Here is a 12,500-nt window from a genome sequence, read left to right on the forward strand (position 1 = left end):
TCACTTCAGGTACGCCTCGACCTCGCTGAGCTGCCCGGCGGGCCAGCCCGTGTTGGCGGTCACCTGCACCCGCAGGTAGCGGGTGGCGGGGGCCGAGTCGGGCAGCGTGACGGTCACCGTGTTGCCGGTCGCCGGGTCGAAGCGGTAGCCCTTCGAGGCGGCGAGGGTGCTGAACGACGAACCGTCCGTGCCGCCCTGGACGGAGAGGGTCTGGGTCCTGGCCGCCCACGCGGTGGCCGGCGGCAGCTTCAGGACGACCCGCCGCACGGCCTGGGCCGAGCCGAGGTCTACGGTGAGCGCCTGCGGGAAGGCGTTGTTGGCCGATTCCCAGTACGTGTTCGCGTCGCCGTCGACGGCCTTGCCGGGCGTGTACACGTCGACGGAGCCGGTCGCGGTCGCGGGGCGCCCCTTGGCGAGGTTGCGGTCGGGGTCGGGGTCGGTGGCGCCGCCGCCCGGCTGCGGCCACGCCGAGCAGTCGGACCAGGTGCTGTTCCAGCCGGAGTTGCCGCCGCCGTCGGTGACGGTGAAGGTGCCCGAGCCGGACGGGTACGGGCAGTTGTAGACCCCGGCCGCGCCGACGCCGGCGGCCTGCACGTTGCTGAACTTCACCGCGCCGGGCGTCTCCGCCTGCACGACGACCGTGCCGACCTTGTCCACGGTCGACCCGTCGACGGTCACGTTCCTGACGGCCTTGCCGGTGCCGCTGCCCGAGACGAACTCGTAGGCGCTGTAAGGACTGTCCTTGATCGTGGTGTTGGTGATGTTCACCGTCGCCTCGATGGCGCTGTCGTACGCGTCGACGCGCAGCGCGCCCATCGGGTGCCCCCAGTTGGGGTTGATGGCACCGGTGCGCACGAGTGTGTTCCCGGAGACCGTGATGGTGCCCGCGAGCGGGGAGAACGGGTCGAGGAACTTCTGGTTGGAGATCGCGATGCCGCTGCCGAGTGCGTTGGTGTCCTGGACCAGGTTGTCCTTGACGGTGATGTCGGTGCCGCCGTAGATCGCGATGCCGTTGGCGAGGTTGGGCTGCGAGATGGTGTTGCCGGAGAACGTGGAGCCGGTGTCGGCGCCGTTCAGCGACCACATGGCGAGCGAGTCGTCGCCCTGGTTGCGCAGGAAGTTGTTGCGGACCTGGACGCCGTGTGCGTTGCCGTTGAGGTTGAGGCCGTCGGCCGTGGTGTCGAGGATGCGGCTGTTCTCGACGATCAGGTTGTCGTTGTTACCGGTCAGCCAGAAGCCGCACTTCAGGTGCTGGATCCACATGCCGGAGACGGACGAGTCCGGGCCGAGGGAGCCGTTGACGAAGTTGTCCGGGTTGTTGTCGACGCGCTCGGTGACCTCGCCGATGACCGCGAAGTCCTTGAGGTGGACCTTGCCCGCGGAGCTCGTCTGGTTGATGAAGCGCGAGGAGTGCACCACCGAGTACCAGTGACCCGCGCCCTGGACCGTCACGTTCTCGACGCCGCTCAGCTCGGAGCCGACCTTGAAGTCGCCCGGCGGGATCCAGACCGTGCCGCCGCCGGCCTTGGCCGTGTTGATCGCGTCGCGGAAGGCCTGCGTGGAGTCCTGCTGACCGGTCGGGTCGGCGCCCTTGTCGACGACGGAGACCGCCCCGGACGGCTTGGCCGCGGCGGCGGCGACCTGCTCGAAGTCGGCGACGTCCACGGTGACCTGGGTGGAGGCGGCCTCCAGCTTCACCTTGTCGCCGGCCTTGAGGTCCCGGCCGAGCAGGAGACGCGCGTTGTCGAAGAAGTGGTGGGTCTTGGCTCCCGCGATCCAGGAGGTGTCGACGTAGCTGTACTTGGAGGTGACGGCCAGGGACGTGGGCAGCTTGGTGCCGTTCACGTAGACGGCGAGGGCACCGGACTGCCCGTCGGGCACGTTGTAGGCGACGTTCACGGCGTTGGCCGCGCCGGTGAGGGTGAACTCGACGCTCTGGCCCGCGTTCAGCCGCACGGCCTGCCGGCCCGAGGCCTCGGAGGCGAGGGTGCCCTGGGTGTGGTCGGGGCCGATCTTCTGGCCGGTGGTGACGGCGGACTCCGCCTCTGCGGAGGTGAAGGGCAGGGTGGCGCCCGCGGCGGCCGCGGCCGGGCTGGGCGTCGGTTGCGCGGACGCCGGGCCGACGACTCCGACGACGGTGCCCACGAGTGCGACCGCGAGGGCGAGGACGTAGGGACTCCGCACGACTCTGGATGACGGAGACATGACATGCCGATTCATCTGCGGTGGGGCCTTCCTTGTGGGGGAGGGGGGTGGGGGAGGGGGGTGCAGTGGTGCCGGTGGCAGCGGTGGCCGTCCCGGGATCCGCTCATGCCACGGCCGCAGGCTGGGCTCACTCAAGCATTACGGCCTTGTGAGCACAAGATGTCGGGCACGCGTCGCAATTAATTGACAGCCTTGCGCAATATTCAGGCGATCGCGCATTGCCGGGCGAGGGGGGCGGGGCGTCCGGAACGGTTGCAGGGGAGGTCTCAGCGGAGTCCGAGCCTCCGCTGACGGGCCGCGCCCTGGGTGTGGGACGGTCCATGGCTGACGGCGAAGGGCCGTCGAGCCATCGTGATGCAGTCGTAATCTTGCAAACTTGGATCGGAATCTTGCGTGGATCTGCGCGCCGTCCTAATGTGACGCACCGAATCAAGGGCAGTGCTTGGGCGTGACCCCCAGAGGAGCCGTAATGAAGCCCCGTAACCTCGCGATCCTTCTGACGACAGGTCTGGCGCTCACCGCCACGGCCTGCGGCGGTGACTCGTCGGACTCCGACGCCGGAGGAAAGGTCAGCATCACCGTGGCCTGTCAGCCGGCGAAGACCGCGCCGAAGCAGCGCCAGGCGTGGAACGACGACGTCGCCGCTTTCGAGAAGGCCCACCCGGACGTGCAGGTCAAGAGCACCGACCAGCAGCCGTGCTTCGACCCGAAGACCTTCGCCGCGAAGCTGGCCGGCGGACAGATGGAGACGGTGTTCATGGTGCCCGTCACCAACTACGCCGACGTGATCTCCAAGCGGCAGGCGAAGGACATCACCGGCGACACCAAGTACGTGAAGAACTTCGGTGACATCAAGCAGGACGTGCGCGACATGGTCACCAAGGACGGCAAGGTCTACGGCGTCCCGAACGTCAGCTACAGCGTCGGACTGGTCTACAACCGGGCCGTGTTCAAGAAGGCCGGACTCGACCCGGACAACCCGCCGAAGACCTGGGACGAGGTCAGGACCGCGGCCAAGAAGATCGCGGGAATCGGCAAGGACTACATCGGATACGGCGAGTACGGCGGCGGCAACACCGGCGGCTGGCACTTCGCGCAGTCCATCTACAGCCGCGGTGGCGAGATGGTCACCGACCACAAGGCGGCCTTCAACAGCCCCGAGGGCAAGGCCGTGCTGCAGACGCTGCACGACATGCGCTGGAAGGACAACAGCACCGGCTCCAAGGTCAACATCGGCTGGGAGTCGCTGATGCAGCAGATGGCGGCCGGCAAGACGGGCATGATGCTCGGCGCCCCGGACGTCGTCACCGACGTCGTCCAGAAGTTCCAGGGCAAGGTCGACGACTACGGCATCACCGCGATACCCGACGGCAAGGCGTCGCTCACCGGCGGCGAGGCGTACATGATCAACCCCAAGGCGAGCGCCGCGCAGACCAAGGCGGGCCTGGAGTGGATCGACTTCCAGTTCAACACCCCGGGCAAGGGCCGCTTCGACTTCGCCCGCGGCAAGGCCAACGGTGAGGCCGTGGGCGTGCCGAACAACGACTACATGGGCGACTCGCCCACCGGCAAGAAGCTCGCCGAGGAGCGCAAGGCGAACGCCAGCCTGCCGGTCGAGTACTACGAGCCGTACGTCGCGAACTCGACCTCGGTCGAGCCCAAGCTGGAGCCGGAGAAGGCGCAGGAGCTGTACGCCGTGCTCGACGTCGCGATGTCCGCGGTGCTGACACGCGAGAACGCCGACATCGACCAGCTCCTCAAGGACGCGGAGTCCAAGGCGAACTCGATTCTGGCCAAGCCCTGACGGCAGACGGTCCCGGGGTGCCGCCCTCAGGTGCGGCACCCCGCGCAGACCTCGCACAGCCGGCCGGAGCAGGGAACGGGAGATCACGATGGAAACACTCACCATGGAGCCGAAGCGGCCGACCGTGCCGCGGCGCCGACCACCGACCAAACGAGGCAGGGCAGCCCGCAGGAACCTGAGCGCCTACGGATTCCTGTGCGCCGCGCTCTTCTGCTTCGCCATGTTCGCGTGGTGGCCGATCGTCAAGGAAGTCCTGCTCAGCTTCCAGCAGACCAACCTCGTCGACGCCCCGACGTGGGTGGGCCTGGACAACTTCCGCACGGTGGTGGACGACCCGGCGTTCGGCCAGGCCTGGCGCAACACCCTCGTCTTCACGCTGCTGGCCCTGCTCTGCGGTTACGTGGTGCCCTTCGCCGTCGCCATCGTGCTCAACGAACTGCGGCACGCCCGGGCCTACCTGCGGTTCGTCGTCTATCTACCCGTGATGCTGCCGCCCATCGTCGCGGTCCTGCTGTTCCGCTGGTTCTACGATCCCGGACCCGGCCTGTTCAACCAGGTCCTCGACTTCCTGCACCTGCCGACCCTGGCCTGGCTCGACTCCACCAGCACCGCACTGATCTCCCTGGTGATCGTCGCCACCTGGATGAACCTGGGATCCGGGGTGCTGATCTACCTGGCGGCCCTGCAGAACATCCCCGGTGACCTCTACGAGGCGGCCGAACTCGACGGCGCCGGCATCTTCAAGCGGATCTGGCACGTCACCATCCCGCAGACCCGGCTGATCCTGCTGCTCATGCTGATGCTGCAGATCGTCGCCACGATGCAGGTGTTCATCGAGCCGTACATGCTCACGGGCGGCGGCCCGGAGAACGCGACGGTCACCGTCGTCTACCTCATGTACCAGTACGCGTTCGTCTACGGCGGCAACTACGGGGCGGGCAGCGCCCTCGGCCTGATGCTCATGGTCGTGCTGCTGGCGGTCGCCGCGGTTCAGCTCCGGCTGACCCGAGAGGAGAAGTAGGTCCATGGTCAACACCACCGCCCGCCCGGACGCGGCGGAACAGACCCCAGCCGAGGAGCAGGCCGCCCGCCGCGGCACGCGGGAGCGGACCAAACGCCGCGGCGCGTGGGCCGAGGGTCACGCCAGGACCATCGTCTCGCCGCTGGAGCTCAAGTCCCGCTGGGGCCGGAAGATCTACTGGACGCTGCTCGTCCTCGTCCTGCTCGGGTTCACCCTGGTCTTCGTCTTCCCGCTGTACTGGATGGTGACCGGCGCGATGAAGTCGGGCGAGGAGATCGCCCAGATGCCGCCCACCCTCTTCCCCAAGCACCCCGACTTCGGCGTCTTCGCCGACGCCTGGGAGCTCTTCGACATCGGGACCCTGCTGAAGAACACGCTGCTCTACGCCGTCGGTGCCTGGCTGTTCGCGCTGGCGGTGGACGTCTGCGCCGCCTACGCGCTGTCCAAGCTCCGGCCGATGTTCGGCAACGTGATCCTGGCCGGCATGCTGGCCACGCTGATGATCCCGCCGATCGTCGTGATGATCCCGGCGTACATCACGGTGACCGACGTGCCGATCTTCGGCTGGCACCTGCTCAACTCGCCCTGGGCCATCTGGTTCCCGGTCGCCGCCAACGGCTTCAACATCTTCCTGCTGAAGCGGTTCTTCGACTCGATCCCGAACGAGATCCTGGAGGCGGCCGAGATCGACGGCGTCCCTCCGTGGCGGGTCCTGGTCTCGATCATCCTGCCGATCTCCCGGCCCATCCTCGGCGTCGTCTCCATCTTCACCGTCGTCATGGTCTTCAAGGACTTCGTCTGGCCGCTGCTCGTGCTGCCCGACAGCGAGAAGATGACGATCAGCGTGGGTCTGTCCCAGACCGCGGGAGCGGTGACGCAGAACCAGATCATGGCCGGACTCGTCATCGCGAGCATCCCGATGATCATCGTGTTCTTCTTCTTCCAGCGCAGCATCATGGCGGGCCTGACCGCCGGAAGCCTCAAGGGCTGACCGCGCATGCCGCGCCCGTACTGAGTACCCCCAAGCACTCCGCCGCCGGTCCGATCCATTCATGCCCCCGCACTGGCCGGCGGCGGAGTCCCACCTGCCCGAAAGGACCTCCCGTGGCAGCTGTTCCCTCGTCCCGCACCGACGGCGACTGGTGGCGCGACGCCGTCATCTACCAGGTGTATCCCCGGAGCTTCGCGGACGGAGACGGCGACGGCGCCGGGGACCTGGCGGGCGTCCGCGCCCACCTGCCGTACCTCGCCGAACTCGGCGTCGACGCCGTGTGGTTCACGCCCTGGTATCTGTCCCCGCTGGTCGACGGCGGTTACGACGTGGCCGACTATCGGACCATCGACCCCGCCTTCGGCACCCTGGAGGAGGCGGAGAAGCTGATCTCGGAGGCCGGCGAGTTCGGCATCCGCGTCATCGTCGACATCGTCCCGAACCACGTGTCCGATCAACACGCCTGGTTCCGGGCCGCGTTGGCGGCCGGCCCCGGCAGCCCCGAGCGGGAGCTGTTCCACTTCCGGCCCGGCCGCGGCGAGCACGGCGAACTCCCGCCGAACGACTGGCCGTCGGAGTTCGCGGGCGCCACCTGGACCCGGGTGCCCGACGGCGAGTGGTACCTCCACCTGTTCACGCCGGAGCAGCCGGACCTCAACTGGGCCCATCCGGCGGTCCGCCAGGAGCACGAGGACGTCCTGCGCTTCTGGTTCGAGCGCGGTGTCGCGGGGGTGCGCATCGACTCGGCGGCGCTGCTGGCCAAGCACCCGGACCTGCCCGACTTCGAGGAGGGCGTCGACCCGCACCCGTACGTCGACCAGGACGAACTCCACGACATCTACCGGTCCTGGCGCGCGATCGCGAACGAGTACGACGGTGTGTTCGTCGGTGAGGTCTGGCTGCCCGACGCCGAGCGGTTCGCCCGCTACCTGCGCCCCGACGAGCTGCACACCGCCTTCAACTTCAACTTCCTCAGCTGCCCCTGGGACGCGGACCGGCTGCGCCGCACCGTCGACGACACCCTCGCCGAGCACGCTCCCGTCCAGGCGCCGGCCACCTGGGTCCTGTGCAACCACGACGTGACCCGCACCGTCACCCGCTACGGCAGCGCGGACACCGGCTTCGACTTCGCGAAGAAGGCCTTCGGGACGCCCGTCGACCTGGGCCTCGGTACTCGCCGGGCCCGCGCCGCGGCGCTCCTCACGCTCGCCCTGCCGGGGTCGGTCTACCTCTACCAGGGCGAGGAACTCGGTCTGCCCGAGGCGGACATCCCGCTGGACCGCATCGAGGACCCCATGCACTTCCGCTCGGGCGGCACCGACCCGGGCCGCGACGGCTGCCGCGTGCCGCTGCCCTGGGTGGCCGACGCCCCGTACTTCGGCTTCGGGTCCGCGGGCGAGCCGTGGCTGCCGCAGCCCGCCGACTGGGCGCGCTACGCGGTGGACCGGCAGGCCGGCGCCCCGGCGTCGATGCTGACGCTCTACCGGACGGCCCTGTCGATCCGCCGTTCCGCCGCCGGGTTCGGTGACGGGCCGATGGCCTGGCTGCCCGCGGAGGACGGCGTCCTGGCCTTCTCCCGTCCGGGCGGTCTGGTGTGCGTGGTCAATTTCCGTGACCGGCCCGCCGAACTGCCGTCGTACGACCGGCTGATCCTGTCGAGCGGGCCCCTCGACGGCCAGGGGCGGCTGCCGGGCGACACCGCGGTGTGGCTGGCGACCTGACGCCTTCCGACGGGCGGCGGAAAATCAACGGCCAGAAGGAGTAAGTTCCTTGCAGGTTCATGAGCTAATCTTGCGTTCATGACACGACGACTTGCTCAAGTTGCCAAGAAAGCAGGAGTCAGCGAGGCGACGGTCAGCCGTGTCCTCAATGAAAGGCCCGGTGTCTCGGAGGCGACGCGGCAGTCGGTGCTCACCGCGCTCGACGTGCTCGGCTACGAACGGCCCACGCAACTGCGGGGGGANCGGGCCCGTCTGGTCGGTCTGGTCCTGCCCGAGCTGCAGAACCCGATCTTCCCCGCGTTCGCGGAGGTGATCGGGGGCGCGCTCGCCCAGCAGGGCCTGACCCCCGTCCTGTGCACCCAGACCAAGAACGGGGTCTCCGAGGCCGACTACATGGAACTTCTGCTGCAGCAGCAGGTCTCCGGTGTGGTGTTCGCCGGCGGGCACTTCGCGCAGGCCGACGCCGACCACGGGCACTACCGGCGGCTCGCGGAGCGGAAGATCCCGGTCGTCTTCATCAACGCGTCGATCACAGGGCTCGACTTCCCCTGTGTGGCCTGCGACGACGCGGTCGCGGTCGAGCAGGCGTGGCGCCACCTCGCCTCGCTCGGGCACGAACGCATCGGCCTGCTCCTCGGGCCCCTGGACCACATGCCCTCGCGGCGGAAGCTGCGCGCCGCCCGGAGCGTCGCGCGGGCCATGGGCATGACGGTGGACGACGCGCTGGTGGAGCGGTCCCTGTTCTCGCTGGAAGGCGGCCAGGCCGCGGCGTCCCGGCTGCTCGACCGTGGGGTCACCGGCGTCGTGTGCGCGAGTGATCCGCTGGCCCTCGGGGCCATCAGGGCGGCCCGCCGGCGGGGTCTGTCCGTCCCCGCCGACCTGTCGGTCGTCGGCTACGACGACTCCGCGTTCATGACCTGCACGGAGCCGCCCCTGTCGACGGTCAGGCAGCCCATCGAGGCGATGGGACGCGCGGCGGTCGAGCTGCTCGTCGCGCAGCTCCAGGGCTCGCGCACCCACCTCGGCGAGCTGCTCTTCGAACCGGAACTCGTCGTGCGCGGCTCGACCGGGCAGCTGACCGCCTCCTCCTGATCCCGGAAGGCCGCTCGGTCAGGAGGCGGATCGCGGCGGCGCCGTCGACCCGCGCACCACCAGCTCGGGCTCGAAGAGCAGCTCTCCGGGCGGCACCGCGCCGCCCTGGATCTGCGCGACGAGCAGTTCGACGGCGGCCCGGCCCATCGCCTCGATGGGCTGGCGCACCGTCGTCAGCGGCGGCTCGGTGCAGTTCATGAACGCCGAATCGTCGTAGCCGACCACCGAGATGTCGCCCGGCACCGAGAGCCCGGCCCGGCGGGCGGCGCGCACCGCGCCCAGGGCGAGGGGATCGCTCGCGCAGATGACGCCGGTGATGCCGCGCGCGAGCAGCCGGGACGCGGCCGCGTGCCCGCCTTCCAACGAGAACATCGCGCGCTCCACCGCGTCCTCGGGCAGCGCGCCGCCCGCGGCCTTCGCGGCGGCGCGTGCCGCCGTGAGCTTGCGCTGGGAGGGCATGTGGTCGTCGGGCCCGAGCACCAGGCCGATGCGTTCGTGCCCGAGCGAGGCGAGGTGGCGCCACGCCTGCTCGACCGCGACCGCGTCGTCGCAGGCCACGCACGGGAAGCCGAGCCGCTCGATGGACGCGTTCACCAATACCACCGGGACGTTGCGCTCGGCCAGGCGCTGATAGTGCCCGTGTTCCGCGTCGGCCTGCGCGAAAAGACCACCGGCGAACACCACACCGGAGACCTGCTGCTGCAGCAACAGCTCCACGTAGTCCGCCTCGGACACCCCGCCCTTCGTCTGGGTGCACAGGACGGGGGTCAGGCCCTGCTGGGCGAGCGCGCCCCCGATCACCTCCGCGAACGCGGGGAAGATCGGGTTCTGCAGCTCGGGCAGGACCAGACCGACCAGACGGGCCCGCTCCCCCCGCAGTTGCGTGGGCCGTTCGTAGCCGAGCACGTCGAGCGCGGTGAGCACCGACTGCCGCGTCGCCTCCGAGACACCGGGTTTGTTGTTGAGCACCCGGCTGACCGTGGCCTCGCTGACTCCGACCTTCTTCGCCACCTGAGCAAGTCTGCGCGTCATGGAACGCAAGATTAGCGCAACATTTGCGGCTCATTTGCGTCGTCGTGGCATCCAGCGGGAGGACCGCCCCCGTGTGCGCCTGCGCCGATCAGGCGGCGCGGACGCACCCGCGGAGTGCCGTGACCGTGGACCGGGGAAGGCATGCCCGCGTGAACGACACGACCGTACGCGACGACCTCGCGGCACCGGAACCCGTGGGCGGCGGCGGACCTGTCCGCGCGTGGACCCTCGAGGACCTGCCCGCACTCACCTTCGACCCTCTCCTCGCCGACGTGCTGCGCGACGATCCGGTGACCCGGGTGCGGATGCCCTTCGGTCAGGAGCAGGACGCCTGGCTCGTCACGCGCTACCAGGACGTACGTCTGGTGACCTCCGATCCACGCTTCAGCCGCTCCGCGCTCGTCGGCCGCGAGGTGAACGGCATGATGGCGCACCGCGTCGCCGCCACCGTCGGCCTCAACTACGCGGACCCGCCGGACCACACACGGCTGCGCAAGGTGATGACGAAGGCCTTCACCGGCCGCACGATGAAGGGCCTGCGCCCCCGCGCCGAGCGCACGGCCGCCGACCTCCTCGACGCGATGGAGGAGATCGGGCCGCCCGCCGACCTCGTGGCGGCGCTGCACGGTCCGTTCCCGCTGACCGTCGTCAGTGACCTGCTGGGGGTGCCGCCCGAGGACCGGGCACGGCTCGCGGACTGGCCGGATGTGATCCTTTCGGCCGGGCCGGGACCGAAGTCCAGCGAGGCCGCCAAGGAACGGATGCGGCAGTACATCGTCGACCTGCTCGCCGAACGGCGGGGGAGCGAGGCGGACGACCTCGCCTCGGTCCTCGCCCGGGCCCGCGACGCCGGGGAGATCACCGACGCGGAGGCGGTCTCGCTCGCCACCGCCGTCCTCGTCAGCGGCGCCCACGCCGTCCGCAACAACAGCGCCAACATGGTCTATACGTTGCTGACGCGGCCGGAACTGGCCGAGCGGCTGCGCGCGGAGCCGGCGCTGCTTCCGCAGGCCGTCGACGAACTCCTGCGTCACATCCCGCACCGCAACGGCGTCGGGCTGCCCCGCATCGCCACCGAGGACATCGAGGTCGGCGGCGTCCTGATCCGCGCGGGGGAGGCTGTCTACGCCTCCTACCTCGCGGCCAACCGGGACCCCGACGCCTTCGAGGACCCCGATGCGCTCCACCTCGACCGCACCGGCACCGCCCATCTCTCCTTCGGGCACGGGCCGCACCACTGCATCGGCGCGATGCTGGCCCGCATGGAGTCCGAGGTGATGCTCGGCGCCCTGCTCACCCGCTACCCGGAGCTGCGGCTCGCGGTCGACCCGGCCGACGTCGAGTGGCTGAGCAAGGGGTTCATCCGAGGACCGAAGGCGCTGCCCGTCAGCTGGTGAGAACCGTCCCCGCCACGAGTTCGAGCACCTTCCGGTCGTCCTCGGCGGACCCCCGCCGCGCCGGATCGCCCGGATACGTGTCGAACAGCACGTGCGTGGCGCCGAGTTCGGCGAGGGTCTCCACGTCCGCCCTGATCCGGTCGAGGCTGCCGTGACCGAGCGGGCGGTCCTCACTGTCGGGGACCGCGCCCACCGCCAGCTGGATCCGCGGCGCGAACCCCGGCGCCGGGCGCCCCGCCCGGTCGGCCTCCTCCGCGAGCCGCGGCAGCTTCGCCCGCAGCCCGGCGAGCGTCGGCATGAACGGGTGCCACGCCTCGCCGAGACCCGCGGCCCGGCGGAGCGCGGCCGGGGAGTCTCCGCCGACCCAGACCGGGACGTGCGGGGAGGTCGCGGGCGCGGGCGCCGTGCGGACGCCCTCGAACTCGACGTACCGGCCCTTGAAGCTGCACGGGTCCTGGGTCCAGGCGGCGCGGATGGCGGCGAGGTACTCGTCCGTGATCGGCCCGCGCTCCTCGAACGGCACGCCCAGCGTGCGGTACTCGGCCGCGGACCAGCCGACGCCGGCGCCGAGGATGAACCCCGCGTCGTTCAGCCGGTCGATGTTCGCGGCGAGCCGCGCCGTCTGCAGCGGATGCCGATAGGGGATGACGGTGATCGTCGTGCCGAGCGTGAGCCCCGGGACGCGGCCCGCGAGATGCGCGGCGAGCACGAACTGGTCGTAGAACGGGGCCGGATAGACCTCGTGCACATCCGGGGTGACCGCGATGTGGTCGGAGATCATCGCGAAGGAGAAGCCGAGGTCACGGGCGTCCGTGGCCTGGCGGACAAGGCTCTCGGGTGTGGTGCCTGAGCCGAAGTTGAGGAGGTTGACGCCGAATCGCATGGCCGGCAGTCAAGTTGATCTTGACGGTGGCCGTCGAGGCCGGGCGATGGATTCAGGCCACGTCAGGCGACCGGGACGGCCTGCCGGACCGGGGCGCGCACGATGCCGCCCGGCAACAGCTCGCCGGTGTCGTCGAAGACGATCGTCCCGTTGCACAGCAGGCTCCAGCCCTGCTCGGGGTGGGCGGCGACGACACGGGCCGCGTCACGGTCGGAGCGGTCGGCGTTCGGGCACGGCGGCTGGTGGGAGCACATCGGAACCTCCTGGGCGGGCTGTGCTGAGGTGTGCGCTGAAGCGCAGACACTCACTGAATACGACTCCCGGTGGGGGGTGTACTCATCGGCGCCCGGGACC

Annotated in this window: 10 protein-coding genes; 6 read left to right on the top strand and 4 right to left on the bottom strand. The window is 70.0% G+C overall.

The genetic code is table 11. The annotated features are described in order from the left end of the window. Positions 1 to 2,184 (bottom strand): discoidin domain-containing protein, encoded by a 2,184-nt coding sequence (locus B072_RS0112565; RefSeq protein ID WP_018530300.1) that lies wholly within the window; start codon positions 2,182 to 2,184, stop codon positions 1 to 3. Positions 2,185 to 2,674: 490 nt separating this feature from the next. On the opposite strand from B072_RS0112565, the gene B072_RS0112570 reads away from it, so the two are divergent. The 5 genes from B072_RS0112570 (at position 2,675) to B072_RS0112590 (ending at position 8,834) form a co-directional block, all read left to right on the top strand. Continuing rightward, entirely contained in the window at positions 2,675 to 4,009 is a 1,335-nt protein-coding gene (locus B072_RS0112570) for an ABC transporter substrate-binding protein (protein WP_018530301.1), read from the top strand. Positions 4,010 to 4,097: 88 nt separating this feature from the next. Next, the gene (locus B072_RS0112575; protein WP_026245751.1) at positions 4,098 to 5,030 is read left to right on the top strand and encodes a carbohydrate ABC transporter permease; all 933 of its coding nucleotides are present in this window, start codon (positions 4,098 to 4,100) and stop codon (positions 5,028 to 5,030) included. Positions 5,031 to 5,034: 4 nt separating this feature from the next. Next, a complete protein-coding gene (locus B072_RS0112580; protein ID WP_018530303.1) occupies positions 5,035 to 6,021 on the top strand; it encodes a carbohydrate ABC transporter permease in 987 nt (328 codons plus the stop codon). A 113-nt stretch (positions 6,022 to 6,134) separates the two neighbouring features. Next, a complete protein-coding gene (locus B072_RS0112585; RefSeq protein WP_018530304.1) occupies positions 6,135 to 7,742 on the top strand; it encodes a glycoside hydrolase family 13 protein in 1,608 nt (535 codons plus the stop codon). 78 nt (positions 7,743 to 7,820) lie between these two features. Then, positions 7,821 to 8,834 carry a LacI family DNA-binding transcriptional regulator gene (locus tag B072_RS0112590; RefSeq protein WP_026245752.1) on the top strand — a complete coding sequence of 338 codons (1,014 nt, stop codon included), beginning with the start codon at positions 7,821 to 7,823 and terminating at the stop codon, positions 8,832 to 8,834. 18 nt (positions 8,835 to 8,852) lie between these two features. Here the strand turns inward: B072_RS0112590 and B072_RS0112595 are convergent, their stop codons facing one another. Then, positions 8,853 to 9,866: a LacI family DNA-binding transcriptional regulator gene (locus B072_RS0112595; protein ID WP_026245753.1), complete on the bottom strand. Its 1,014-nt coding sequence runs from the start codon at positions 9,864 to 9,866 to the stop codon at positions 8,853 to 8,855. Between the two features lie 149 nt (positions 9,867 to 10,015). On the opposite strand from B072_RS0112595, the gene B072_RS0112600 reads away from it, so the two are divergent. Then, on the top strand, positions 10,016 to 11,263 hold the full coding sequence (locus B072_RS0112600; protein ID WP_018530307.1) for a cytochrome P450: 1,248 nt from the start codon (positions 10,016 to 10,018) through the stop codon (positions 11,261 to 11,263). Here the strand turns inward: B072_RS0112600 and B072_RS0112605 are convergent. Continuing rightward, the gene (locus B072_RS0112605) at positions 11,253 to 12,146 is read right to left on the bottom strand and encodes a TIGR03619 family F420-dependent LLM class oxidoreductase (protein ID WP_018530308.1); all 894 of its coding nucleotides are present in this window, start codon (positions 12,144 to 12,146) and stop codon (positions 11,253 to 11,255) included. The two genes, B072_RS0112600 and B072_RS0112605, sit on opposite strands and share 11 nt — an antisense overlap. A gap of 62 nt (positions 12,147 to 12,208) precedes the next feature. Beyond that, complete coding sequence (locus tag B072_RS0112610) at positions 12,209 to 12,400, bottom strand: DUF5999 family protein (RefSeq protein WP_018530309.1); 192 nt, start codon at positions 12,398 to 12,400, stop codon at positions 12,209 to 12,211. Positions 12,401 to 12,500 lie beyond the last annotated feature (100 nt).

Source organism: Streptomyces sp. HmicA12 (assembly GCF_000373565.1).
Taxonomy (GTDB): Bacteria; Actinomycetota; Actinomycetes; order Streptomycetales; family Streptomycetaceae; genus Streptomyces.

Bases quoted from the DNA above. Each gene is read 5' to 3' on its own strand.
- B072_RS0112570 (WP_018530301.1), top strand. From the start codon at position 2,675: ATGAAGCCCCGTAACCTCGCGATCCTTCTGACGACAGGTCTGGCGCTC.
- B072_RS0112575 (WP_026245751.1), top strand. From the start codon at position 4,098: ATGGAAACACTCACCATGGAGCCGAAGCGGCCGACCGTGCCGCGGCGC.
- B072_RS0112580 (WP_018530303.1), top strand. From the start codon at position 5,035: ATGGTCAACACCACCGCCCGCCCGGACGCGGCGGAACAGACCCCAGCC.
- B072_RS0112595 (WP_026245753.1), bottom strand. From the start codon at position 9,866: ATGACGCGCAGACTTGCTCAGGTGGCGAAGAAGGTCGGAGTCAGCGAG.
- B072_RS0112605 (WP_018530308.1), bottom strand. From the start codon at position 12,146: ATGCGATTCGGCGTCAACCTCCTCAACTTCGGCTCAGGCACCACACCC.
- B072_RS0112610 (WP_018530309.1), bottom strand. From the start codon at position 12,400: ATGTGCTCCCACCAGCCGCCGTGCCCGAACGCCGACCGCTCCGACCGT.